Raw genomic sequence first — 23,564 nt, forward strand, 5'->3', positions numbered from 1 at the left:
GTTCGGGTTTGCCTCAGCCGGCGAGGATACGCTCGATCGCCGGGCGGTTCAGGCCCTTGAGGCCGATGACGACGAGGCGCGAGCGGCGGTCGTCGTCCGCCGTCCAGGCGCGGTCGTAGTAATGATTGACGCGCGGACCGACCGCCTGCAGCAGGAGCCGCATCGGCTTGCCGCCGACCTCGACGAAGCCTTTCACACGCAACACATTCTCTTCTTCCGCGGCGGTGGCGACGCGCTTTGCCAACTCGTCCGGATTGGCGATCGAGGGAATGTCGACAATGAACGTGTCGAAGTCGTCATGCTCGTGGTCGAATGCACCGTCATGATGGGATTTGCGGTTCTCGATGTCGTCCTCGACGGCGAGACCGAGCCCCAGCAGTATGGAGGGATCGACCTTGCCGTGAGACGTCGGCACGATCTTCACGGCGCGGGCGGAGTGTTCGTTGACGATGGCGTTGGCGCGGGCTGAGCCGGCGGCGTCCATCAGGTCGCTCTTCGACAGGATGATCAGGTCGGCGCAGGCGATCTGGTCCTCGAAGACCTCCTCGACCGGATCGTCATGGTCGAGCGTCGCGTCGGCGGCACGCTGCGCCTGCAAGGCGTCCATGTCGTTGGCGACGCGGCCTTCGGCCAATGCCGGGCCATCGACCACGGCGATCACGCCATCGACGGTGACGCGGCTTTTCACTGTCGGCCACTGGAAGGCCTGGACCAGCGGCTTGGGCAGAGCGAGGCCGGAGGTTTCGATCAGGATGTGGTCGACTTTCGGCGTCAGCGACAGGATCTGGTCGAGCGCGGGCACGAAATCGTCGGCCACGGTGCAGCAGATGCAGCCATTGGCCAGTTCGACGATGTTCTCCTCCGGACAGGTGTCAATGCCGCAGCCCTTGAGGATCTCCCCGTCAATGCCGATGTCGCCAAACTCGTTGACAATGATCGCGATACGCTTGCCGCCGGCGTTCTCCAGGAGATGGCGGACCAGCGTCGTCTTGCCGGCGCCGAGGAAGCCGGTGACGACGGTGCAGGGGACGCGGGAAACGGAAGCGGTCATGGTCAGTCCTTAAGGAGGTCGAGGGGAGGGATGCGGGCGACGAGGCCGCGTTTCAGCGAATCGGGGCGGCCGCGCCAGGGGATGAGGCCGTCGGTCGAGGTGGCGAAGAGTTTGGCGCCAGCAACAAGATCGGCGCCGCTGCTGGCAGTGAGGTCGCCAAAAACGTAGCTCCAGCAGCCGTCGCGAAGGATCGCGGCGCTCAGGCGGCGCTTGCAATTGCCAAGGCATTCGATGGTACGGATGCGGATGTTTTCATCCGCTGCAGCGCGGCGCGTGTCTTCGGCAAGCAGCGCGCCGGCGCGGGGATGGGCATCGGAGCCGGTTTCGTCGCGACAGTACGAGCAGACAATGACGGTGACGCCGGCCAGATCGTCGTCATGGCCGGACAATGCGTCCGCTCTATCAGCCGAAAAACTGCTGTCGCGCTCCAAATCAGGCTCCTTGCCCGGAAAACCCGCCAGGCGATCGGATTCTTTTGTCTCAGACGGCAGGTCTCCTGGCTCGCGGGTCATCGCCTTGGTTGCCGCCTTCCCGGGAACATCCCAGTGGTTTTCGGCCGAGGCTCGTCGCTTACAGTTGCGGGGACAGCCGCGGAATTGGGATCGTCGATCCCGCACCGCATTCCCTCTTGGCCCCAGCCGTTGCGGGCAGGGGACCGTCTGTTGTGGATTTAGGCTTTTGGGGGCAGCGGTGTCAACGCGCGGCTACGACACCGCGATGTCGGCCAGAGGCTGTCATGTGCCGCCAATCGGCAGAGCCAGAATAACTTGCCTGACTGCTTGATAACCATCGCCATGGTCCCAGTCATGGCTGAGGGCTAGATCCTGTCCTTCTTGCCAAACCTTATTGTCCAGAAGGACCTCGGCACAAATAAGCTCGCCCTTTAAAGCTGCAAAAAAAGTGCGTACAAAATGACTGCCGGGCGAAACGGAGGCCGTGAACAGCTTTTCCAGTTTGGCATAGAATGTTGGATAACTCCGGTTCAGCGAACATAGCTCGGTGGTGGCCTGGGAAATGACCGGTCCGCCATAGATTTTCCAGCGAGCATTTTTTTGCCATATCTTCCAATCGGGACTGCTTTTCTGCCAAACCTCTACTTCTGCCTGCATGTTGTCGCAGACATGATCAGCCAGCCCCTCGATGGCCACGTGGAAAACGCCGCGGAGAAATTTTTCAAACGCCTGATTTAATTCTTGTTCGCGCGTGTCACCGAAGCCAGCAAAGGATTCAATGACTGGCTGAACATCAAGCAGTGGAGAAAAAATGTAGATTTCGAGGACCAGCCGGCCAGCTCCCGTCTCGAACACCTCAGCCTCAAACCGAAGTTGCCCCGACTGTAGCAAAACGTCCTGATCTCTACGCACTGCATCGATTCCATGCGCAATCAATGCGCCATGGATCATGTCGAGCACTTTGTCCGATGCCATTGCACAACCTACGAGGCTTATTGGAGGGTCTATGACAGACGCTGCAGGGGTTGCCTATCTTATCTCGCCAGCCAGCGCCGGCCCCAAATCGCCGGCCGGCGTCACTTCGATGCGCTCGAGCCCGAGCCAGCCCTGCATCTGTTTCAGCTCTTCAAGCAACTGGGCGGCGGTTTCCGGCGGAGCGCCGGCCTCGGCATAGGCGGCATGGACACGCAGCACGCTGGCCGGGCGGTCGGCGCGCAGGTCGACGCGGGCGACGATCCGGTCGCCGAGCAGGAAGGGCAGGACGTAGTAGCCATACTGGCGTTTTTCGGCCGGGGTGTAGATCTCGATGCGGTAGCGGAAGTCGAAGAGCTTTTCGGTCCGCGTGCGCTCGAAGACGACCGGATCGAACGGCGCGAGCAGGGCACGCGCCTCGATCTTGCGCGGGAAACGGGCGTCCTTGTGCAGATAAGCGGTCTTGTCCCAGCCCTCGACCCGCACAGGCAGCAGCTCGCCCGCCTCGACCAGCTCCTCGATGCGGTCCTTCACGTCGCCCGGGGCGAGGCGGAAATAGTCGCGCAGGTCGCCATAGGTGGCGATGCCATGGGCGCGGGCGGAAATGCGCAGCAATTCGCGATGCGCGTCCTCGACCGTGGGAACCGGCAGGTCGAGCACAGCCTGCGGCAGCACGCGTTCGGGCAGATCATAGTAGCGCTCAAAGCCGCGCCGGTAGGCGGTGGTGATGCGTCCGGCCCAGAACAGCCATTCAAAGGCATGCTTGGCCTCGCTCCAGCCCCACCAGCCGCCATTGCCCTTGTGGCCTTCTATGTCGGAGGCGGCGATCGGCCCGCGTTCGGCGACCTGCCCGTAGATCTCCTCGATCATCTGGGCCCGCTCGCGCCCCCATTTGGCGAGGCCCGAATACATTTCCTCGCCTTGCTCGGCCCGCTGCATGCGCCAGCGCAGCAGCGGATAGGTCTCGACCGGCAGGAAGGAGGCCTCGTGCGCCCAGTATTCGAAAACCTTGCGTTTGCGCGTCACGGCGGCATCGTCGAGCAGCGCCAGCGGATACGGGCCGAGGCGCGAATAGAGCGGCATGTAGTGGGCGCGGACCACCGCGCTGACGGAATCGATCTGCAGCAGGCCGGTCCGGGAAAGCACGCGGGCGAGATGGCGGCGATCCGGCGTGCCGCCCGGTTGCGGGTCGGTGAATCCTTGCGCGCCGAGTGCGATGCGCCTGGCCATGCCAAGAGATATTTTTTCCTTCATCCAGAAGCCTTGCCCTGATCCGTCTGCCCGAATTTCCGGTCCCTGATTCCGGCCATGCTAGCAGGCAAATGGCGGGAGATATGTCAGGAGAAAAAAGTGGAGTAAAAGGTGAAGGAAATCAAACAGGAGCGGATCGGACCAGTTTCTTCCGATAAGCCGTCCAGCGCCGCGTTTTGAACAAGGTTTGACTTGCTTCGCCGAAAGCGCTGCGCTAACCCTCGCCGCGTTGCAGCATAGGCCCTTAAAACGGTTCAGCGGTGAATCTGTCACGCTTCCGCAATAGGATCGGTTGCTGTAATCAACGTGGATTGGCAGCCAACGGAAAGCCGCAGCATGAACGCACTTTTGAGTTCGTATCTGCCCATCGTCCTGTTTATCGGCGTGGCCCTGGTCGTCGGCCTGGCGCTGCTCGTGGCGCCGTTCCTGGTGGCCTACCGCAATCCCGATCCGGAAAAGCTTTCCGCTTATGAATGCGGCTTCAACTCGTTCGACGACGCCCGCATGAAGTTCGACATCCGCTTCTACCTGGTGTCGATCCTGTTCATCATCTTCGACCTCGAGGTCGCCTTCCTGTTCCCGTGGGCGGTGTCCTTCTCGAAGATCGGCATGCTCGGTTTCTGGTCGATGATGGTGTTTCTGGCCGTGCTGACCATCGGCTTTGCCTATGAATGGAAAAAAGGAGCGCTGGAATGGGATTGAACGACAGTTCAGGCACCCTCGTCGCGCCGAAGCCCAAGGGTATCATCGATCCCAACACCGGCCGGCCGGTGGGGCAGGATGACCCGTTCTTCCTCGAGATCAACGACGAGCTGGCCGACAAGGGCTTCCTCGTCACCTCGACCGAGGCGCTGATCACCTGGGCGCGCAGCGGCTCGCTGATGTTCATGACCTTCGGTCTCGCCTGCTGCGCGGTCGAGATGATCCACACCTCGATGCCGCGCTATGACTCGGAGCGGTTCGGCGTCGCGCCGCGCGCGTCCCCGCGCCAGTCCGACATCATGATCGTCGCCGGCACGCTGACCAACAAGATGGCGCCGGCGCTGCGCAAGGTCTACGACCAGATGCCGGAGCCGCGCTACGTCATCTCGATGGGCTCGTGCGCCAATGGCGGCGGCTACTATCACTATTCCTATTCGGTGGTGCGCGGCTGCGACCGCGTCGTGCCCGTCGACATCTATGTGCCCGGCTGCCCGCCGAGCGCGGAAGCGCTGCTTTACGGCATTCTTCTGTTGCAGAAGAAGATCCGCCGCACCGGCACGATCGAGCGGTGAACCGATGAGCCAGAAGCTGAACGAACTCTCGACCTATCTGGGCGAGAAGCTGACCGGCCGGGTTGGCGATGCGGTGCTGGCCTATGGCGAGCTCACCGTCTCCGTCGAGTCGAGCGACCTGATCGAGGTGGCGACCTTCCTGCGCGACGACCAGCGGTGCCAGTTCATCTCGATCATCGACGTCTGCGGCGCCGACTATCCGTCGCGGGCCAAGCGCTTCGATGTCGTGTATCACCTGCTGTCGCCGAAGCAGAATGTGCGCATCCGCCTCAAGGTCCAGGCCGATGAGGAGACGCTGGTTCCCTCGCTCACCGCCGTCTATCCCGGCGCCGACTGGTTCGAGCGCGAGACCTACGACCTCTACGGCGTGCTGTTCTCGGGCCATCCCGACCTGCGCCGCATCCTCACCGACTACGGCTTCGAGGGGCACCCTCTGCGCAAGGATTTCCCGCTGACCGGCTTCGTCGAGGTGCGTTACGACGACGAGGCCAAGCGAGTCATCTACGAGCCGGTCGAGCTCAAGCAGGAATTCCGCAATTTCGATTTTCTCTCCCCATGGGAAGGCACGGATTACGTGCTGCCGGGGGATGAAAAAGCCAAGACGAATTGAGGCGCCAGAATGGCTGAATCCTCCGTCCGCAACTTCAACATCAACTTCGGACCGCAACATCCAGCGGCGCATGGCGTTTTGCGCCTGGTGCTGGAATTGGACGGCGAGGTGGTCGACCGCGTCGATCCGCATATCGGACTGCTGCATCGCGGCACCGAAAAGCTGATCGAGGCCAAGACCTACCTGCAGGCGGTGCCTTATCTCGACCGACTCGACTATTGCGCGCCGATGAACCAGGAGCACGCCTTCGCGCTCGCCGCCGAACGGCTGCTCGGCATCGAGGTGCCGAAGCGCGGCCAGCTGATCCGCGTGCTCTATTCCGAGATCGGCCGCATCATGTCGCACATCCTCAATGTGACGACGCAGGCGATGGACGTCGGCGCGCTGACGCCGCCGCTGTGGGGCTTCGTCGAGCGCGAAAAGCTGATGGTGTTCTACGAGCGCGCTTCGGGCTCGCGCATGCATGCGGCCTATTTCCGCCCCGGCGGCGTCCACCAGGACCTGCCGCAGAAGCTGGTCGAAGACATCGGCAAGTGGATCGATCCGTTCCTGAAGTCGATCGACGACCTCGACGCGCTGCTCACCCCCAACCGCATCTTCAAGCAGCGCAATGTCGATATCGGCACCGTGTCGCTGGCCGATGCCTGGGCCTGGGGTTTTTCGGGCGTGATGGTGCGCGGCTCTGGTGCTGCCTGGGACCTGCGCAAATCGCAGCCCTATGAATGCTATTCCGAGATGGATTTCGACATCCCGATCGGCAAGAACGGCGACTGCTACGACCGCTACCTCGTGCGCATGGAAGAGATGCGCCAATCGGCGAAGATCATGCGCCAGTGCGTCGATCTCTTGCTCGGCAAGGAAAGCACGGGACCGGTGTCGAACCTCGACGGCAAGGTGGTGCCGCCGAAGCGCGCGGCGATGAAGCGCTCGATGGAAGCGCTGATCCATCACTTCAAGCTCTACACCGAAGGCTACCGCGTGCCGGCCGGCGAGGTCTACGCCGCCGTCGAGGCGCCCAAGGGCGAGTTCGGCGTCTATCTGGTCTCCGACGGCACCAACAAGCCTTACCGCTGCAAGCTGCGTGCGCCCGGCTTCGCGCATCTGCAGGCCATGGATTTCCTGTGCCGCGGCCACATGCTGGCCGACGTCACCGCCGTGCTTGGCTCCCTCGACATCGTGTTTGGTGAGGTCGATCGCTAAATGTCAGTCCGCCGTCTCGCAGATGCCAGCGTCCAGCCAGCCTCCTTCGCCTTTAACAGGGCGAATACGGCGGCGGCCAAGCAGTGGATCAAGAAATATCCGAAGGGCCGCGAGCAGTCGGCGATCATCCCGCTGCTGATGTTGGCGCAGGAGCAGGAAGGCTGGGTCACCAAGGCGGCGATCGAGACGATCTCCGACATGCTCGGCATGCCGCGAATCCGCGGGCTCGAGGTCGCGACCTTCTACACGCAGTACCAGCTCAATCCGGTCGGCACCCGCGCGCATATCCAGGTCTGCGGCACCACGCCCTGCATGCTGCGCGGCTCGGAAGCGCTGATGGATGTCTGCCGCTCCAAGATCCACCATGACCAGTTCCACACCAACGACAAGGGCACGCTGTCGTGGGAGGAGGTCGAATGCCTTGGCGCCTGCGTCAACGCGCCGATGGTGATGATCTTCAAAGACACGTTCGAGGACCTGACGCCGGAGCGGCTGGCCGAGATCATCGATCTTTACGAGGCCGGCAAGGGCGCCTCCGTGGCGCCTGGCCCGCAGAACGGCCGCACCGGCTCGGAGCCGGCTTCCGGCCTGACGACGCTGAAGAGCGAAAAGGCGATCCTTAAGTCGACGCGCGAGAAGGAAGCCAAGGCTGCGGCCAAGGCCGCCAAGGCCGCGCCGGATGCGATAATCGCGGCGCCCGTGCCGGCGCCGGCTCCTCCCGTGGCGCCGTCGAAGGCCAGCAAGCCGACGACCGATGCGCTCGAGACCAGCCCGGCACTGAAAACACCGTCGCCGGTCAAAGTCGCCCCTGCGGTGGAAAAGGCGGCGAGCGTCTCCGCGCCGCGGCATTCGGCCGTCAATGCCAACAAGGCCGCGCCGGAAGTCGAGGGTATCTCGAAGCAGCGCAGCGGTCCGAGGGCCAAGGCCGAGCCGGCTCCCGCCTTCAAGGCGCCGGAAGCCAAGACACCAGCCGCCAAGCCGGCAAAGCCTTCGCTCGAGGACAAGAACCGCCCGGCCGGCATCGACAAGCCGGCGCTGGTCGACGACCTCAAGCTGATCTCCGGCGTCGGTCCGAAGATCGAGGGCACGCTGCATTCGCTGGGCATCTTCACCTTCGCGCAGGTCGCGTCGTGGAAGAAGGCCGAGCGCGAGTGGGTGGACGCCTATCTCTCCTTCCATGGCCGCATCGAGCGCGACGACTGGGTCAAGCAGGCCAAGGCGCTCGCCAAGGGCGGGGTCGCCGAATACATCCGCGTCTTCGGCAAGAAGCCGGTCTGAGGGACGAACAATGCTTCAGGACAAAGACCGCATCTTCACCAACATCTACGGCCTGTTCGACAAGTCGCTCGCCGGGGCGATGGCGCGCGGCGCCTGGGACAACACGCCAGGCATCGTCGCCAAGGGGCGCGACTGGATCGTCAACGAGATGAAGGCGTCGGGGCTGCGCGGCCGCGGCGGCGCCGGCTTCCCGACCGGTCTGAAATGGTCGTTCATGCCCAAGCAGAGCGACGGCCGGCCGAGCTATCTGGTCATCAACGCCGACGAATCCGAGCCCGGCACTTGCAAGGACCGCGACATCCTGCGCAACGACCCGCACACGCTGGTCGAAGGCGCGCTGCTCGCCGGCTTCGCCATGGGCGCGATCGCCGCCTACATCTACGTGCGCGGCGAGTTCATCCGCGAGCGCGAGGCGCTGCAGCGGGCCATCGACGAGGCCTACGAGGCCAAGCTGATCGGCAAGAACAACACGTCCGGCTACGACTTCGACGTCTACATGCATCATGGCGCCGGCGCCTATATCTGCGGCGAGGAGACGGCGCTGCTCGAAAGCCTGGAAGGCAAGAAGGGCCAGCCGCGGCTGAAGCCGCCGTTCCCGGCCAATGTCGGCCTCTATGGCTGCCCGACGACGGTCAACAACGTCGAGTCGATCGCGGTCGCGCCGACCATTCTGCGGCGCGGTGCTGCCTGGTTCTCGTCCTTCGGCCGGCCGAACAATGTCGGCACCAAGCTGTTCTGCGTCTCCGGCCACGTCAACAATCCGTGCACCGTCGAAGAGGCGATGTCGATCCCATTCCGCGAACTGATCGACACGCATTGCGGCGGCATCCGTGGCGGCTGGGACAATCTGTTGGCGGTCATTCCGGGCGGCGCTTCGGTGCCGCTGGTGCCGGCCGAGCAGATCATCGACACGCCGATGGATTTCGACGCGCTGCGCGACCTGAAATCGGGCCTCGGCACGGCGGCTGTCATCGTCATGGACAAGTCGACCGATATCGTGAAGGCGATCGCCAGGCTTTCCTACTTCTACAAGCACGAAAGCTGCGGCCAATGCACGCCGTGCCGCGAAGGCACCGGCTGGATGTGGCGGGTTATGGAGCGGCTGGTGCGCGGCGAGGCGCAGAAGCGCGAGATCGACATGCTGCTCGACGTCACCAAGCAGGTCGAGGGGCACACGATCTGCGCGCTGGGCGACGCGGCGGCATGGCCGATCCAGGGCCTGATGCGGCATTTCCGCGGCGAGGTGGAGCGCCGCATCGATGAGTTTTCGCGCAACGCGCACCGGGTGGAGCCGGTGATGGTGGCGGCGGAATAAGGTTGGAATTGCGGGCGAAAGCCCGGCGACAGGAATAGCGGGCGGGGCATACGAAGAAACGACCAGGAGACACTCGATGGCGCTGTATTCGATACCCTATGCACTGATACCCGACATGGACCAGTTGGAGAAGATGAACCAGGATCTGACCAGGATGATGCCGAAGGAGATGGCCAGCGCCGTCAATCTCCTGGCGCACCCTGTCGCCGGTGTCGCCGCCATGTCGGCGATCAGCATCGGGCTGGCCAATCATGCCCTCGGCGTCTGGCTGGGCGCGCTTTCCGGCGCGACCGAGGCCTCGCAGCGGCTGTTCCAGCCGATCGTCGACGATTTCGAGGCCAGGAGCGAAGAGCTGGAGCAAGCCCAGAAGACCTCGTCCAAGGCACGCAAGGCGACAAAGACGCTGATCGCCGAGGCGCAGACCTTCGCCAGGGATGTGACCGACATTGCCCAGGCAGCCGTCGAAAAGGCGCAGGACACCACCGGCGCCGACACTGTCGCAAGCAGTGCTGCGACCGGGCTGATGCCGGAGGATTTCAGGCAGCCCAAGGCCATGGACCGGCCGACGGAGCCGGCTGATCTCAAGGCGATCTCGGGCATCGGCCCGAAGCTGGAGAAGGTGCTGAACGGCCTCGGCGTCTGGACATACGGCCAGATCGCTGCCTGGACGGCGGAAGAGATCGCCTGGGTCGAGGACTATCTGTCGCTCGCCGGCCGCATCGGCCGCGACGACTGGACCGGCCAGGCAACGGCACTGGCCGCCAAGGGTTGAAATTCAATGCCGGGCGCGGTTTTGGTCGCGCCGGGAAATCGGGATTGCGGGACGTCCGCAGAGGTTTGAGGCGAGATGGCAAAGCTCAAGGTCGACGGGAAAGAGATCACTGTACCCGACCACTACACGCTGCTGCAGGCGGCCGAGGATGCCGGCGCGGAAGTGCCGCGCTTCTGCTTCCATGAGCGGCTGTCGATCGCCGGCAACTGCCGCATGTGCCTGATCGAGGTTAAGGGCGGCCCGCCCAAGCCACAGGCCTCCTGCGCCATGGGCGTGCGCGACCTGCGCCCCGGACCGAACGGCGAGCCGCCGGAAATCTTCACCAACACGCCGATGGTCAAGAAGGCGCGCGAAGGCGTGATGGAATTCCTGCTGATCAACCATCCGCTGGATTGCCCGATCTGCGACCAGGGCGGCGAATGCGACCTGCAGGACCAGGCGATGGCCTTCGGCGTCGATTCCTCGCGCTATCACGAAAACAAGCGCGCGGTGGAGGACAAGTATATCGGGCCGCTGGTGAAGACGGTGATGAACCGCTGCATCCACTGCACGCGCTGCGTCCGCTTCACCACCGAGGTCGCCGGCATTTCCGAGCTCGGCCTGATCGGTCGTGGCGAGGATGCCGAGATCACCACTTATCTCGAACAGGCGATGACCTCGGAATTGCAGGGCAATGTCATCGACCTCTGCCCGGTCGGAGCGCTGACCTCCAAGCCCTTCGCTTTCCAGGCACGCCCGTGGGAGCTGACCAAGACCGAATCGATCGACGTCATGGACGCGGTCGGCTCGGCGATCCGCGTCGATTCCAGGGGCCGCGAGGTGATGCGCATCCTGCCGCGCGTCAACGAGGCGGTGAACGAGGAATGGATCTCGGACAAGACCCGGTTCATCTGGGACGGCCTGCGCACGCAGCGCCTCGACCGCCCCTATGTGCGTAAAGACGGCAAGCTCGTGCCGGCAAGCTGGGCGGAAGCCTTCGCGGCGATCAAGGACGAAGTGTCGAAGACCACGCCCGAGCGGATCGGCGCGATCGCCGGCGATCTCGCAGCGGTCGAGGAAATCTATGCGCTGAAGCTCCTGATGGCCGCGCTCGGCTCGAAGAACGTCGACTGCCGCCAGGATGGCGCCGCGCTCGATCCTTCACTCGGCCGCGCCAGCTATATCTTCAACCCGACCATCGAGGGCATCGAACAGGCTGACGCGGTGCTGATCATCGGCGCCAATCCGCGTTTCGAGGCCTCGGTGCTCAACGCCCGTATCCGCAAGCGCTGGCGCGTCGGCAACCTGCCGGTCGGCGTCATCGGCGAGATCGGCGACACGCGCTACGACTACGAGCAGATCGGCGCCGGTCCGGAATCGCTGAAGGACCTGGCTGACGGCAACGGTAAGTTCTTCCAGGTGCTGAAGAACGCGACGCACCCGCTGATCATTATCGGCCAGGGCGCGCTGGCGCGGGCCGATGGTGCGGCCGTGCTCGGCCAGGCGGCCAAGCTGGCCGCCGCGGTCAATGCCGCCCGTGCCGACTGGAACGGTTTTGCCGTGCTCCACAATGCGGCGGGCCGCGTCGGCGGTCTTGACCTCGGCTTCGTGCCGGGCGAGGGCGGCAAGAGCGTCGTCGGCATGCTCGGCGAGACGGATCTTTTGTTCCTGCTCGGCGCCGACGAGATCGACATGGCCAAGACCGGCGGGGCTTTCATCGTCTATATCGGCACGCATGGCGACGCCGGCGCGCACCGCGCCAACGTCATCCTGCCGGCCGCTGCTTACACGGAAAAGTCCGGCACCTACGTCAACACGGAAGGTCGCGTGCAGCAGACCAATCGCGCCGGTTTCGCGCCGGGCGACGCGCGCGAGGACTGGGCGATCCTCAGGGCATTGTCGGATGTGCTCGGCAAGAAGCTGCCGTTCGATTCACTTCCGCAACTGCGCGCCAAGCTCTATGGCGAGTATCCGCATCTCGCCCGCATCGACCAGGTTCTGGCTGGCAGCGCCGACGACGTCGCCAAGGCGGCGAAGCTCGGTGGCCGGCTGAACAAGGGCACCTTCACCTCGCCGGTGAAGGATTTCTACCTGACCAACCCGATCGCGCGGGCCTCTGCCGTGATGGCGGAATGCTCGGCGCTGGCCAAGAGCGGCTTCAAGCAGGCGGCGGAATAAGCATGGAAACCTTCTTCTCCTTCTACGTGCTGCCGGCGCTGATTATCCTGCTGAAGTCGGTCGTGCTGATCGTCGTGCTCTTGATCTTCGTCGCCTACATCCTCTACGCCGACCGCAAGATCTGGGCGGCGGTGCAGTTGCGCCGCGGCCCGAACGTGGTTGGCCCCTGGGGCACGCTGCAGGCTTTCGCCGATCTATTGAAATTCGTCTTCAAGGAGCCGGTGATCCCGTCCGGCGCCAACAAGGGCGTCTTCCTGCTGGCGCCACTTGTGTCGGCTGTGCTGGCGATTTCCGCCTGGGCGGTCATTCCGGTCAACCAGGGCTGGGCGATCGCCAACGTCAATGTCGGCATCCTTTATGTCTTCGCCATCTCCTCGCTCGAGGTCTATGGCGTGATCATGGGCGGCTGGGCGTCCAATTCGAAATATCCGTTCCTCGGCGCGCTGCGCTCCGCCGCGCAGATGGTGTCCTACGAAGTCTCGATCGGCTTCGTCATCGTCACCGTGCTGCTCTGCGTCGGCTCGCTCAACCTGTCCGACATCGTCATGTCGCAGCATGATGGGCTGGGCACGCGGCTCGGCCTGCCCAACACCTTCCTCGACTGGCACTGGCTGTCGCTGTTCCCGATGTTCGTCATCTTCTTCATCTCGGCGCTGGCCGAGACGAACCGGCCGCCCTTCGATCTGGTGGAGGCCGAATCGGAACTGGTCGCCGGCCACATGGTCGAATATTCGTCGACGCCGTTCCTGCTCTTCTTCCTTGGCGAATATGTCGCCATCGTCCTGATGTGCGCGCTGGCGACCATCCTGTTCCTGGGCGGCTGGCTGCCTCCGTTCGACTTCGCCCCCTTCACCTGGGTGCCGGGGCTGATCTGGTTCGTGCTCAAGGTCTGCCTGGTGTTCTTCGGCATTTCCATGGTCAAGGCGTTCGTGCCGCGCTACCGGTACGACCAGCTCATGCGGCTGGGCTGGAAGGTCTTCCTGCCGATCTCGCTGTTCATGGTCATCGCCACCGCCGCCTTCCTCAAGCTCACGGGATTTGCGTGATGTCCGCTCTTACCCAAGCCGCAAAAGCGCTGCTGCTGAAGGATTTCGTCAGCGCCTTCTTCCTGTCGATGCGCCAGTTCTTCGCGCCGAAGGAGACGATCAACTATCCGCACGAGAAGGGGCCGATCAGCCCGCGCTTCCGCGGCGAGCATGCGCTGCGCCGCTATCCGAACGGCGAGGAGCGCTGCATCGCCTGCAAGCTGTGCGAGGCGATCTGCCCGGCGCAGGCCATCACCATCGAGGCAGGCCCGCGCCGCAACGACGGCACGCGCCGCACCGTGCGCTACGACATCGACATGGTGAAGTGCATCTATTGCGGCTTCTGCCAGGAAGCCTGCCCGGTCGACGCCATCGTCGAGGGGCCAAATTTCGAATTCGCGACGGAGACGCGCGAGGAGCTCTACTACGACAAGGACAGGCTCTTGGCGAACGGCGATCGCTGGGAACGCGAGCTGGCGCGCAACATCGCGCTGGATGCGCCCTATCGCTGACATTTGACGCATGGACGGGGCGAGGGGCCTCGTCTAAGGAACACGCAACTTGCCGGCCGGAGGCGGCGGCAGATATCGAACAGGACGAACGCCTGTTTGGACAGGAACCCGGGGGAACCCCATGCTGAGTGGACTAGAGGCGGCTTTCTTCTACCTCTTCGCCTTTGTCGCGGTGGCGTCGGCCTTCATGGTCATTTCGGCGCGCAACCCCGTGCATTCGGTGCTGTTCCTGATCCTGACCTTCTTCAACGCCGCCGGCCTGTTCATGCTGACCGGCGCCGAGTTCCTGGCGATGATCCTGCTCGTCGTCTATGTCGGCGCGGTCATGGTGCTGTTCTTGTTCGTCGTCATGATGCTCGACGTCGACTTTGCCGAGATGAAGGAAGGCGCGCTGCAATACGCGCCGATCGGCGCGCTGGTCGGGCTGATCCTGGCGGCGGAGCTGATCGTCGTGCTCGGGGGCTACAGTTTCGCGCCGCAGCTGGCCTCGACGGTGGCCAAGCCCATTCCGGATCTCGCCCAGCGCACCAACACGGCCGCGCTCGGCGACATCCTCTACACGGACTACCTCTACTACTTCCAGATCGCCGGCCTGGTGCTTCTGGTCGCCATGATCGGCGCCATCGTGCTGACGCTGCGCCACAAGCCGGGCGTCAAGCGTCAGTCGATCGCAGCCCAGGTCGGCCGCACGCCGGCGACGGGCATGGAAATCCGCAAGGTCAAATCGGGCGAGGGCATCTGAGATGGTCGTCGGCATCGCGCACTACCTCACCGTATCGGCGATTCTGTTCACGCTCGGCGTGTTCGGCATCTTTTTGAATCGCAAGAACATCATCGTCATCCTGATGTCGGTCGAACTGATCCTGCTTGCGGTCAACATCAATTTCGTCGCCTTCTCGGCGGCGCTCGGCGATCTCGTCGGACAGGTGTTCGCGCTGTTCGTGCTGACGGTCGCCGCGGCCGAGGCCGCGATCGGTCTTGCCATTCTCGTCGTCTTCTTCCGCAACCGCGGCTCGATCGCGGTCGAAGACGTCAACATGATGAAGGGTTGACGGGGCAGTCATGTATCAAGCGATCGTCTTCCTTCCGCTGCTCGGCTTCCTGATCGTCGGCCTGTTCGGCACGTCGCTCGGCGCCAAGGCGTCCGAATACATCACCTCCGGCTTCCTGGTGATTTCGGCCGTGCTGTCGTGGATCGCCTTTTTCTCCGTCGGCTTCGGCGAGGGCGAGGTGTTCACCGTGCCGGTGCTGCGCTGGATCCAGTCGGGCGGGCTCGACGCGTCGTGGGCGCTGAGGATCGACACGCTGACGGTGGTGATGCTGGTCGTCGTCAACACCGTCTCGGCGCTGGTCCACATCTACTCGATCGGCTACATGCACCACGATCCGAACCGGCCGCGCTTCTTCGCCTATCTGTCGCTGTTCACCTTCGCCATGCTGATGCTGGTGACGGCCGACAATCTGGTGCAGATGTTCTTCGGCTGGGAAGGCGTCGGTCTGGCCTCCTACCTGCTGATCGGCTTCTGGTACAAGAAGCCGTCGGCCAATGCCGCGGCGATCAAGGCCTTCGTCGTCAACCGCGTCGGCGATTTCGGCTTCGCGCTCGGCATCTTCGGCGTTTTCGTGCTGTTCGGCTCGGTCAATCTCGGCACCATCTTCGCCAATGCGGCGACCTTCATTCCGGCCGAAGGCGCGCCAGAGGGCGCCGCAGTGCTTACCTTCCTCGGCCATGCTCTGGACAAGCAGTCGGCGATGACCGTGGTCTGCCTGCTGCTCTTCATGGGCGCGATGGGCAAGTCGGCGCAGGTACCGCTGCACACCTGGCTGCCCGACGCCATGGAAGGCCCGACCCCGGTCTCGGCGCTGATCCATGCCGCCACCATGGTGACGGCTGGCGTGTTCATGCTGGCGAGGCTCTCGCCGCTGTTCGAGCTGTCGCATTCGGCACTGACGGTCGTCACCTTCATCGGCGCCTTCACTGCCTTCTTCGCGGCCACCGTCGGCCTCGTCCAGAACGACATCAAGCGCGTCATCGCCTATTCGACCTGCTCGCAGCTCGGCTACATGTTCGTGGCGCTGGGTGTCGGCGCCTACGGCGCGGCGATCTTCCATCTGTTCACGCACGCCTTCTTCAAGGCGCTGCTGTTCCTCGGCTCCGGCTCGGTCATCCACGCCGTCTCCGACGAGCAGGACATGCGCAACATGGGCGGCCTCAGGACGCTCATTCCGAAGACCTACTGGATGATGGTGATCGGCACGCTGGCGCTGACCGGCGTCGGCATCCCGGTGACGGTCATCGGCACCGCCGGCTTCTTCTCCAAGGACGCCATCATCGAAAGCGCCTTTGCCAGCCACAATCTGTTTGCCGGCACCGCCTTCGTGCTGCTGGTCGTCGCCGCGGCATTCACCTCCTTCTACTCCTGGCGGCTGATCTTCATGACCTTCCATGGCGAGCCGCGCGCCAGCCACGAGGTCATGCACCATGTCCATGAATCGCCGCCGGTGATGCTGGTGCCGCTGTTCATCCTGGCGGCCGGCGCGCTGTTTGCCGGCATCATCTTCCATGGCGCCTTCATCGGCGAGGGCTATGCCGAGTTTTGGAAGGCGTCGCTGTTCACGCTGCCGGAAAACCACATCCTGCACGAGATCCACGAATTGCCGCTGTGGGTCGAACTGGCGCCGTTCATCGCCATGGTCATCGGCTTCGGCGTCGCCTGGAAATTCTATATCCGTTCGCCGGAATTGCCGGGCAGCGTCGCTGCCAACCATCGCCTGCTCTACGCCTTCCTGCTCAACAAGTGGTATTTCGACGAGCTCTACGACTTCCTGTTCGTGCGGCCGGCGAAGCGCCTCGGCAGGTTCCTGTGGAAGACCGGCGACGGCGCCGTCATCGACGGGCTCGGGCCTGACGGGATTTCGGCGCGCGTCGTCGACGTCACCAACCGCGTCGTCAAGCTGCAGACCGGCTACCTCTACCACTACGCCTTCGCCATGCTGATCGGCGTTGCCGCACTCGTCACCTGGATGATGCTCTGATGACCGCCTGGCCAATCCTCTCGCTGGTCACCTTCCTGCCGCTGGTGGGGGTGCTGCTCATCCTGTTTATCAACGATGACAGTGAAAACGCGCGCCGCAACATCCGCGCCATCGCGCTGTGGACGACGGGCATCACCTTCATCATCTCGCTGTTCATCTGGAAGGGTTTCGACAATTCGCAGGCCGGCTTCCAGTTCGTCGAGAAGTTCGCCTGGCTGGATTCCGGCATCTCCTACCATATGGGCGTCGACGGCATCTCGATGCTGTTCGTCATCCTCACCACCTTCCTGATGCCGCTCTGCATCCTGGCCTCGTGGGAAGCGATCGAGAAGCGAGTCAAGGCCTACATGATCGCCTTCCTGCTGCTGGAAACGCTGATGATCGGCGTGTTCTGCGCGCTCGACATCGTGCTGTTCTACGTCTTCTTCGAAGCTGGCCTGATCCCGATGTTCATCATCATCGGCGTCTGGGGCGGCAAGCGGCGCGTCTACGCCTCGTTCAAGTTCTTCCTCTATACGCTAGCAGGCTCGGTGCTGATGCTGCTCGCCATCATGGCGATGTTCTTCCAGTCCGGAACCACCGACATCACGACGCTCCTGACGCACAACTTCCCGGCCAACATGCAGACCTGGCTGTGGCTCGCCTTCTTCGCCTCCTTCGCGGTGAAGATGCCGATGTGGCCGGTGCACACCTGGCTGCCGGACGCGCACGTCGAGGCGCCGACGGCGGGCTCGGTGATCCTGGCCGCCATCCTGCTGAAGATGGGCGGGTACGGCTTCCTGCGCTTCTCGCTGCCGATGTTCCCGCTGGCGTCGGAGATGTTCGCGCCGCTGGTGTTCACGCTCTCGGTCGTCGCCATCATCTACACCTCGCTGGTGGCGCTGATGCAGGAGGACATGAAGAAGCTGATCGCCTATTCGTCGGTCGCCCATATGGGCTTCGTCACCATGGGCATCTTCGCCATGAACCAGGAAGGGGTGCAGGGCGCGATCTTCCAGATGCTCAGCCACGGCCTCGTGTCGGGCGCGCTGTTCCTTTGCGTCGGCGTCATCTACGACCGCATGCACACGCGCGAGATCGACGCCTATGGCGGGCTGGTCAACAACATGCCGAAATACGCCACCGTGTTCATGGTCTTCACCATGGCCAATGTCGGCCTGCCCGGCACCAGCGGCTTCGTCGGCGAGTTCCTGACCATGCTCGGCGTGTTCCGGGTCAACACCTGGGTGGCGTTCTTCGCCGCCACCGGCGTCATCCTGTCGGCCGCCTATGCGCTCTGGCTCTATCGCCGGGTGATCTTCGGCGCGCTGACCAAGGACAGCCTGAAGGGCCTGCTCGACCTCTCCACGCGCGAGAAGGCGATCATCTATCCGCTGGTGGTGCTGGTCATCTTCTTCGGCGTCTACCCGGCGCCGGTCTTCGATGCGACGGCCGCTTCGGTCAAGGCGCTCGTCACCAACGTCACCGCATCCATCAATACCGCGCAGACCGCGGCGGCGAACTGACCGGGGATATCGCGAACCATGACGTCGGACCTTCTCTCCAGCCTTTCGCTCTCGACGCCGGAGCTTATCCTCGCCATCGGCGCGCTGGCGCTGTTGATGGTGGGCGCCTATTCGCGCTCCGACACGACCATGACGGTGACCGGCCTTGCCGTTGCCATACTGGTGCTCGCCGGCTTCTGGGTGGCCACTTCCAGCGGGCAGGGCACGGCCTATGGTAGCGCCTTCGTCCAGGATTCCTTCGCCCGCTTCATGAAGATGCTGGCGCTGATCGGCTCGGCGGTGACGTTGGTCATGTCAATGCGCTTCGCCAAGCAGGAGCATTTCGACAAGTTCGAATATCCGGTGCTGATCCTGCTCTGCACGCTCGGCATGATGCTGATGATCTCGGCCAACGGCATGATCGGGCTCTATCTCGGCCTCGAATTGCAGTCGCTGGCGATCTACGTGCTGGCGGCGATCAACCGCGACAGCGTCCGCTCGACCGAGGCGGGCCTCAAATATTTCGTGCTCGGCGCGCTGTCGTCGGGCATGCTGCTCTACGGCATCTCGCTGATCTACGGCTACACCGGCAACACCGGTTTCCAGGAGATCGCCAGCGCCCTCGGCAGCGGCGAGCGCCAGCTCGGCCTGGTCTTCGGCCTGGTCTTTGTGCTGGCCGGCCTCGCCTTCAAGATCTCGGCGGTGCCGTTCCACATGTGGACGCCGGACGTCTATGAGGGTGCGCCGACCCCAGTGACGGCCTTCCTGGCGGCGGCGCCGAAGATGGCAGCGATGGCACTGATCGTGCGCGTCACCATGGGCGCGTTCAAACCGATCGCGTCGGACTGGCAGCAGATCATCGTCTTCATCTCGATCGCCTCGATGGCGCTCGGCGCCTTCGCGGCGATCGGCCAGACCAACATCAAGCGGCTGATGGCCTATTCCTCGATCGGTCACATGGGCTACGCGCTGGTCGGTCTTGCCGCCAACAGCCAGGCCGGCGTGCGCGGCGTCGCCATCTACATGCTGATCTATCTGGTGATGACGCTCGGCACCTTCGCCTTCATCCTCGCCATGCGGCGTAAGGAGGGTAATGTCGAGCAGATCAGCGATCTCGCCGGCCTCGCCTCGACCAATCCGATCATGGCGACGATCCTCACCATCCTGATGTTCTCGCTGGCCGGCATTCCGCCGCTCGCCGGCTTCTGGGGGAAGTGGTACGTCTTCCTCGCCGCCATCAACGCCAATCTCTACGCGCTGGCGATCATCGGCGTTCTGGCCTCGGTGGTGGGCGCCTACTATTATCTGCGCATCATCAAGATCATGTGGTTCGACGAGCCGGTCGGCGGTTTCGTGCCGATGGCCAGCGAACTGCGCCTCGTGCTTGGCGTCAGCGGCGCCTTCGTGCTGTTCTACGTGCTGATCGGCGGGCCGATCGGCACCTATGCCGAAGCCGCGGCGAAGACCTTCTTCTGACGGGATGGCGTTTCGGCTGGCTCCAACCGCGGCGTCGGAAGGGTTCCGGCTCGAAGCCCATGACACGGTCGGCTCGACCAACGCGCTGGCGCTCGCCCATGCGCGGGAAGGGGATCCGGGCAAGCTCTGGGTCGTCTCCAAGAAGCAGGAAAGCGGGCGCGGCCGGCGCGGCCGGGCCTGGGCGACGCCCGAAGGCAATCTGGCGGCTACGCTGCTTCTGGTCACCGGCGGCGAGTTGCGGCTTGCCGCGACGCTCGGCTTCGTCGCCGGACTGGCGCTTGCCGACGCGCTCGATGCCGTGGTGCCGCAAGGCCGGATCGCGATCGGCCTCGACGGCGCCAGTCAGGGCAAGAACCGCTTCGAGCTGAAATGGCCGAACGACGTGCTCGCCTCCGGCGCCAAGCTTGCCGGCATCCTGCTGGAATCGGCGCTGCTCGAGGGCGGCCGCGCCGCGGTCGCGGTCGGCATCGGCGTCAATGTGGTGGCATATCCCGAGGATTTGCCGTATCCGGCAACATCGCTGCGCGCGCTTGGCGCAGCCTGCGATGCCGAAACCCTGTTCCTGGCGCTGTCGGATGCCTGGAACGAGAATGCCAGGGTGTGGGACGAAGGGCGCGGGCTTGCCGCCATCAGACGGCGCTGGCTGGCGCGCGCCGCGGGGCTCGGCGGCGAGGTTGCTGTCAGGGTTGACGGTAATGTGGTGCGCGGGACGTTCGAGACCATTGACGAGGACTGCCGTTTCGTGATCCGCGACGATGAGGGATCTGTCGTGACGATCGCCGCCGGCGACGTGCATTTCGGCGCTGTCGCGTCGGCTCAGAGATAACGGGCTGGCCTGGACGGCCAGGAAGGGAAGAAACATGGCGAAAGCGGAAAACGCCGAACTCGTCTTCGTGCCGCTTGGCGGCGTCGGCGAGATCGGCATGAACTTCGCCCTCTATGGCTACGGGCCGGCCGATGCGCGCGAGTGGATCGTCGTCGATGTCGGCGTCACCTTTCCCGACGCGGCGCATCCCGGCGTTGACCTGATCCTGCCCGACACCCGCTTCATCGAGGAGAACCTCGACAAACTGCGCGGCATCGTCATCACCCACGCGCATGAGGACCATTACGGCGCGCTGCTGGACATCTGGCCGCGGCTGAAAGCGCCGGTCTGGATGACGCCGTTCACCGCCGGCCTGCTGGAGGCCAAGCGGCAGGGCGAGCAGAACGCGGCGAAGGTGCCGGCGATGATCTACCGGGCCGGCGAGAAATTCACCATCGGGCCATTCGAGATCGAGGCCATCCCGGTCGCCCACTCCATCCCCGAGCCGATGTCGCTGGCCATCACCACGCCGGCCGGCACCGTCATCCATACCGGAGACTGGAAGATCGATCCGGAGCCGACGATCGGCCCGAAGACCGACGAGGCGCGCTTCCGCGCCTATGGCGACAAGGGCGTGCTGGCGCTGATCTGCGATTCCACCAACGCGCTGCGGGAGGGGGAGTCACCGTCCGAGGTTGCGGTCGGCGAGGGGCTCAAGGGCGTCATCCAGAGCGCCAAGGGCCGCGTCGCCGTCACCACCTTCTCCTCCAATGTCGGCCGCATCGTTTCCATCGCCAGGGCGGCGCGCGATGCCGGGCGCCAGTGCCTGGTGCTCGGCCGCTCGCTGAAGCGCGTCATCGATGTCGCCGGCGAGCTCGGCTACATGGATGGGCTGCCGGAATTCATCGCCGAGGAGGACTACGGCTTCATCCCGCGCGAGAACCTGGTCATCATCTGCACCGGCAGCCAGGGCGAGCCGCTGGCCGCGCTTGCGAAAATGTCGCGCGACGAGATGAAGTCGGTGGCGCTGACGGCCGGCGACACGGTGGTGTTTTCCTCGCGCACCATTCCCGGCAACGAGAAGGCGATCCTCGAGATCAAGAACCGCCTCATCGACCAGGGCATGAAGATCATCGAGGATGGCGACGCGCTGGTGCATGTCTCCGGCCATCCGCGCCGCAGCGAATTGCGCAAGATGTATGAATGGGTGCGGCCGCAGATCGGCGTGCCGGTGCATGGCGAGGCGGCGCATCTGGTGGCGCAGGGCTCGCTGATGTCGATGTCCGGCATCGGCCAGGTGGCGCAGGTGCGCGACGGCGACATGCTGAGGCTCTATCCGGGCGCGGCCACCATCATCGACCAGGTGCCGTTCGGCCGCGTCTACAAGGACGGCCGGCTGATCGGCTCCGACCAGGCCATGGGCATTCGCGACCGGCGCAAGCTGTCCTTTGCCGGCCATGTCGCGGTCAACGTCGTGCTCGACGACAAATACGAGCTTGCCGGCGATCCCGACCTGGTGGCGATCGGCGTTGCCGAAGCGGACGCCAGGGGCGAGACGCTGGAGGACCTTATGCTCGATGCGGCAATCGGCGCCGTGGACTCGATCCCCCGTCAGCGCCGAAAAGACCTCGACCTCGTGCAGGAGGCGGTGCGTCGCGCGGTGCGCGGCGCCGCCAACGAAGCCTGGGGCAAGAAGCCGCTGGTGACGGTGTTCGTCACGCGGTGACGAACAAGGGAATAGGGGAGTAAGGCAGTAGGGCAGTAGGGAAAAGGTGATCAAGCCGACATTTTCCCTTACTGCCGTACTGCCCTATTGCCTTACTGCCTTGAGGAAAACCAATGCTCGGACGCCTCAACCATGTCGCGCTGGCCGTGCCGGATCTGGCAGCGGCGATCGCCGCCTATCGCGATAGGCTCGGCGCGCGACTGAGCGCGCCGCAGGCGCTGCCGGAACATGGGGTCACCGTGGTGTTCGTCGACGTCGGCAACACCAAGATCGAGTTGCTGGAGCCGTTGGGCGAGAACTCGCCGATCGCGGCGTTCCTGGACAAGAACCCCTCGGGCGGCATGCACCATGTGTGCTATGAGGTGGACGACATCCTGGCCGCGCGCGACCAGCTCAAGGCCAGCGGCGCGCGCGTGCTGGGCGACGGCAACCCGAAGACCGGCGCGCACGGCAAGCCGGTGCTGTTCCTGCACCCCAAGGACTTCTTCGGCACGCTGGTCGAACTGGAGCAATCATGAGCTGGGTTTCGTTCATCGCGCTGTTCTTCGCCACCTGGTGGGTGGTGCTGTTCGCCGTGCTGCCGTTCAGCCTGCGCACGCAGGACGAGGACAAGGACGTGACGCTGGGCACCGTTCCGAGCGCGCCGCGCGGGCCGCATATGCTGCGCGCGGTGTTCCGCACGACGATCGCCACGCTTGTCCTGCTCGGGATATTTTACGGTATCACGCGCGGCCTGGGCCTCGGCATCGACGACATCCCGCACATCGTGCCGGACTTCAACCAGACGCCCAAGCACTAAGGGCGCCTAGTCCGCCCGTAGTCATCCCGTTCGCGCTGCCGGAAATCTATAGCCGGCTGTCGAACTCCCGTTGCGATGACGCAGGGTAAAGCAGTTTGGCAACCTGCCAGGCTAAGCAGATGATTGCACAAAAAAAATGCAAGGCACGAGGCCTTGCAATTTAAACGCGTCCGATCTGTTTCCGGTGTCCGGCGGCAGCGAGTGACCGCGCCTAGATCGCATCCTCCCAAGACTTTGACCGCGTAGGAGAGCAGATTATTTTCCGCTCTCTCGGTTATCGGGGCACACTAGCCTAAGGCAGATGAAATTGTCACGAAGAATTTTGCCCGCAAACGGGCAATATCGTGCTGCAGTGCACAATAGTACGGC

General features: G+C 64.0%; 23 protein-coding genes and 1 riboswitch. Of the genes, 19 read left to right on the top strand and 4 right to left on the bottom strand.

Translation table 11 applies throughout. The annotated features are described in order from the left end of the window. Nucleotides 1-13 precede the first annotated feature (13 nt). The 4 genes from cobW to JG743_RS13875 form a co-directional block, all read right to left on the bottom strand. On the bottom strand, nucleotides 14-1,051 hold the full coding sequence (gene cobW, locus JG743_RS13860; protein WP_202301187.1) for a cobalamin biosynthesis protein CobW: 1,038 nt from the start codon (nucleotides 1,049-1,051) through the stop codon (nucleotides 14-16). A gap of 2 nt (nucleotides 1,052-1,053) precedes the next feature. Continuing rightward, a complete protein-coding gene (locus tag JG743_RS13865; RefSeq protein WP_202301189.1) occupies nucleotides 1,054-1,482 on the bottom strand; it encodes a DUF1636 family protein in 429 nt (142 codons plus the stop codon). Between the two features lie 38 nt (nucleotides 1,483-1,520). Continuing rightward, a riboswitch (cobalamin riboswitch) is annotated at nucleotides 1,521-1,726 on the bottom strand. Between the two features lie 59 nt (nucleotides 1,727-1,785). Then, nucleotides 1,786-2,478 (bottom strand): DUF6348 family protein, encoded by a 693-nt coding sequence (locus tag JG743_RS13870; protein ID WP_202301191.1) that lies wholly within the window; start codon nucleotides 2,476-2,478, stop codon nucleotides 1,786-1,788. 54 nt (nucleotides 2,479-2,532) lie between these two features. Then, nucleotides 2,533-3,729: a winged helix-turn-helix domain-containing protein gene (locus JG743_RS13875; protein ID WP_202301193.1), complete on the bottom strand. Its 1,197-nt coding sequence runs from the start codon at nucleotides 3,727-3,729 to the stop codon at nucleotides 2,533-2,535. A 333-nt stretch (nucleotides 3,730-4,062) separates the two neighbouring features. On the opposite strand from JG743_RS13875, the gene JG743_RS13880 reads away from it, so the two are divergent. The 19 genes from JG743_RS13880 (at nucleotide 4,063) to JG743_RS13970 (ending at nucleotide 23,195) form a co-directional block, all read left to right on the top strand. Next, complete coding sequence (locus JG743_RS13880) at nucleotides 4,063-4,428, top strand: NADH-quinone oxidoreductase subunit A (protein WP_006335683.1); 366 nt, start codon at nucleotides 4,063-4,065, stop codon at nucleotides 4,426-4,428. Continuing rightward, nucleotides 4,419-5,000 (top strand): NuoB/complex I 20 kDa subunit family protein, encoded by a 582-nt coding sequence (locus JG743_RS13885; RefSeq protein ID WP_202301195.1) that lies wholly within the window; start codon nucleotides 4,419-4,421, stop codon nucleotides 4,998-5,000. Before JG743_RS13880 ends, JG743_RS13885 begins: the two co-directional genes overlap by 10 nt. Nucleotides 5,001-5,004: 4 nt before the next feature. Next, the gene (locus tag JG743_RS13890; RefSeq protein ID WP_202301197.1) at nucleotides 5,005-5,610 is read left to right on the top strand and encodes an NADH-quinone oxidoreductase subunit C; all 606 of its coding nucleotides are present in this window, start codon (nucleotides 5,005-5,007) and stop codon (nucleotides 5,608-5,610) included. 9 nt (nucleotides 5,611-5,619) lie between these two features. After that, the gene (locus tag JG743_RS13895; RefSeq protein ID WP_202301199.1) at nucleotides 5,620-6,810 is read left to right on the top strand and encodes an NADH-quinone oxidoreductase subunit D; all 1,191 of its coding nucleotides are present in this window, start codon (nucleotides 5,620-5,622) and stop codon (nucleotides 6,808-6,810) included. Beyond that, a complete protein-coding gene (locus JG743_RS13900) occupies nucleotides 6,811-8,088 on the top strand; it encodes an NADH-quinone oxidoreductase subunit E (protein WP_202301201.1) in 1,278 nt (425 codons plus the stop codon). 10 nt (nucleotides 8,089-8,098) lie between these two features. Further along, complete coding sequence (nuoF, locus tag JG743_RS13905) at nucleotides 8,099-9,403, top strand: NADH-quinone oxidoreductase subunit NuoF (protein WP_202301203.1); 1,305 nt, start codon at nucleotides 8,099-8,101, stop codon at nucleotides 9,401-9,403. A gap of 76 nt (nucleotides 9,404-9,479) precedes the next feature. Further along, nucleotides 9,480-10,175, top strand: a complete 696-nt coding sequence (locus JG743_RS13910; protein ID WP_202301212.1) for an NADH-ubiquinone dehydrogenase — start codon at nucleotides 9,480-9,482, stop codon at nucleotides 10,173-10,175. Between the two features lie 75 nt (nucleotides 10,176-10,250). Then, on the top strand, nucleotides 10,251-12,332 hold the full coding sequence (nuoG, locus tag JG743_RS13915) for an NADH-quinone oxidoreductase subunit NuoG (RefSeq protein ID WP_202301214.1): 2,082 nt from the start codon (nucleotides 10,251-10,253) through the stop codon (nucleotides 12,330-12,332). 2 nt (nucleotides 12,333-12,334) lie between these two features. After that, the gene (gene nuoH, locus JG743_RS13920) at nucleotides 12,335-13,378 is read left to right on the top strand and encodes an NADH-quinone oxidoreductase subunit NuoH (protein WP_202301223.1); all 1,044 of its coding nucleotides are present in this window, start codon (nucleotides 12,335-12,337) and stop codon (nucleotides 13,376-13,378) included. Further along, the gene (gene nuoI, locus JG743_RS13925; RefSeq protein ID WP_202301225.1) at nucleotides 13,378-13,869 is read left to right on the top strand and encodes an NADH-quinone oxidoreductase subunit NuoI; all 492 of its coding nucleotides are present in this window, start codon (nucleotides 13,378-13,380) and stop codon (nucleotides 13,867-13,869) included. The genes nuoH and nuoI overlap by 1 nt, the downstream gene beginning before the upstream one ends. 121 nt (nucleotides 13,870-13,990) lie before the next feature. After that, entirely contained in the window at nucleotides 13,991-14,611 is a 621-nt protein-coding gene (locus JG743_RS13930; RefSeq protein ID WP_202301227.1) for an NADH-quinone oxidoreductase subunit J, read from the top strand. A 1-nt stretch (nucleotide 14,612) separates the two neighbouring features. Beyond that, entirely contained in the window at nucleotides 14,613-14,921 is a 309-nt protein-coding gene (nuoK, locus tag JG743_RS13935) for an NADH-quinone oxidoreductase subunit NuoK (protein WP_202301229.1), read from the top strand. A 10-nt stretch (nucleotides 14,922-14,931) separates the two neighbouring features. Further along, nucleotides 14,932-16,905, top strand: coding sequence for an NADH-quinone oxidoreductase subunit L (gene nuoL, locus JG743_RS13940; RefSeq protein WP_202301239.1), 1,974 nt, complete (start codon nucleotides 14,932-14,934; stop codon nucleotides 16,903-16,905). After that, a complete protein-coding gene (locus JG743_RS13945) occupies nucleotides 16,905-18,410 on the top strand; it encodes an NADH-quinone oxidoreductase subunit M (protein WP_202301241.1) in 1,506 nt (501 codons plus the stop codon). Before nuoL ends, JG743_RS13945 begins: the two co-directional genes overlap by 1 nt. Before the next feature lie 18 nt (nucleotides 18,411-18,428). After that, entirely contained in the window at nucleotides 18,429-19,865 is a 1,437-nt protein-coding gene (gene nuoN / locus JG743_RS13950; protein ID WP_202301243.1) for an NADH-quinone oxidoreductase subunit NuoN, read from the top strand. A gap of 4 nt (nucleotides 19,866-19,869) precedes the next feature. Then, nucleotides 19,870-20,691, top strand: coding sequence for a biotin--[acetyl-CoA-carboxylase] ligase (locus JG743_RS13955; protein WP_202301259.1), 822 nt, complete (start codon nucleotides 19,870-19,872; stop codon nucleotides 20,689-20,691). A 34-nt stretch (nucleotides 20,692-20,725) separates the two neighbouring features. Next, nucleotides 20,726-22,396 (top strand): ribonuclease J, encoded by a 1,671-nt coding sequence (locus JG743_RS13960; protein ID WP_202301261.1) that lies wholly within the window; start codon nucleotides 20,726-20,728, stop codon nucleotides 22,394-22,396. Between the two features lie 113 nt (nucleotides 22,397-22,509). After that, nucleotides 22,510-22,914, top strand: coding sequence for a methylmalonyl-CoA epimerase (gene mce, locus JG743_RS13965; RefSeq protein WP_202301273.1), 405 nt, complete (start codon nucleotides 22,510-22,512; stop codon nucleotides 22,912-22,914). Further along, nucleotides 22,911-23,195 (top strand): DUF1467 family protein, encoded by a 285-nt coding sequence (locus JG743_RS13970; protein WP_202301275.1) that lies wholly within the window; start codon nucleotides 22,911-22,913, stop codon nucleotides 23,193-23,195. Before mce ends, JG743_RS13970 begins: the two co-directional genes overlap by 4 nt. Nucleotides 23,196-23,564 lie beyond the last annotated feature (369 nt).

The organism is Mesorhizobium sp. 131-2-1, assembly GCF_016756535.1.
In the GTDB taxonomy this organism is placed as follows: Bacteria; Pseudomonadota; Alphaproteobacteria; order Rhizobiales; family Rhizobiaceae; genus Mesorhizobium.

Bases quoted from the DNA above. Each gene is read 5' to 3' on its own strand.
- JG743_RS13900 (WP_202301201.1), top strand. From the start codon at position 6,811: ATGTCAGTCCGCCGTCTCGCAGATGCCAGCGTCCAGCCAGCCTCCTTC.
- JG743_RS13945 (WP_202301241.1), top strand. From the start codon at position 16,905: ATGACCGCCTGGCCAATCCTCTCGCTGGTCACCTTCCTGCCGCTGGTG.
- JG743_RS13875 (WP_202301193.1), bottom strand. From the start codon at position 3,729: ATGAAGGAAAAAATATCTCTTGGCATGGCCAGGCGCATCGCACTCGGC.
- nuoK (WP_202301229.1), top strand. From the start codon at position 14,613: ATGGTCGTCGGCATCGCGCACTACCTCACCGTATCGGCGATTCTGTTC.
- JG743_RS13910 (WP_202301212.1), top strand. From the start codon at position 9,480: ATGGCGCTGTATTCGATACCCTATGCACTGATACCCGACATGGACCAG.
- cobW (WP_202301187.1), bottom strand. From the start codon at position 1,051: ATGACCGCTTCCGTTTCCCGCGTCCCCTGCACCGTCGTCACCGGCTTC.
- JG743_RS13930 (WP_202301227.1), top strand. From the start codon at position 13,991: ATGCTGAGTGGACTAGAGGCGGCTTTCTTCTACCTCTTCGCCTTTGTC.
- JG743_RS13955 (WP_202301259.1), top strand. From the start codon at position 19,870: ATGGCGTTTCGGCTGGCTCCAACCGCGGCGTCGGAAGGGTTCCGGCTC.
- JG743_RS13970 (WP_202301275.1), top strand. From the start codon at position 22,911: ATGAGCTGGGTTTCGTTCATCGCGCTGTTCTTCGCCACCTGGTGGGTG.
- JG743_RS13890 (WP_202301197.1), top strand. From the start codon at position 5,005: ATGAGCCAGAAGCTGAACGAACTCTCGACCTATCTGGGCGAGAAGCTG.
- nuoF (WP_202301203.1), top strand. From the start codon at position 8,099: ATGCTTCAGGACAAAGACCGCATCTTCACCAACATCTACGGCCTGTTC.
- nuoH (WP_202301223.1), top strand. From the start codon at position 12,335: ATGGAAACCTTCTTCTCCTTCTACGTGCTGCCGGCGCTGATTATCCTG.
- nuoL (WP_202301239.1), top strand. From the start codon at position 14,932: ATGTATCAAGCGATCGTCTTCCTTCCGCTGCTCGGCTTCCTGATCGTC.
- nuoN (WP_202301243.1), top strand. From the start codon at position 18,429: ATGACGTCGGACCTTCTCTCCAGCCTTTCGCTCTCGACGCCGGAGCTT.
- JG743_RS13895 (WP_202301199.1), top strand. From the start codon at position 5,620: ATGGCTGAATCCTCCGTCCGCAACTTCAACATCAACTTCGGACCGCAA.
- JG743_RS13870 (WP_202301191.1), bottom strand. From the start codon at position 2,478: ATGGCATCGGACAAAGTGCTCGACATGATCCATGGCGCATTGATTGCG.
- mce (WP_202301273.1), top strand. From the start codon at position 22,510: ATGCTCGGACGCCTCAACCATGTCGCGCTGGCCGTGCCGGATCTGGCA.
- JG743_RS13880 (WP_006335683.1), top strand. From the start codon at position 4,063: ATGAACGCACTTTTGAGTTCGTATCTGCCCATCGTCCTGTTTATCGGC.
- JG743_RS13960 (WP_202301261.1), top strand. From the start codon at position 20,726: ATGGCGAAAGCGGAAAACGCCGAACTCGTCTTCGTGCCGCTTGGCGGC.
- nuoG (WP_202301214.1), top strand. From the start codon at position 10,251: ATGGCAAAGCTCAAGGTCGACGGGAAAGAGATCACTGTACCCGACCAC.
- JG743_RS13885 (WP_202301195.1), top strand. From the start codon at position 4,419: ATGGGATTGAACGACAGTTCAGGCACCCTCGTCGCGCCGAAGCCCAAG.
- nuoI (WP_202301225.1), top strand. From the start codon at position 13,378: ATGTCCGCTCTTACCCAAGCCGCAAAAGCGCTGCTGCTGAAGGATTTC.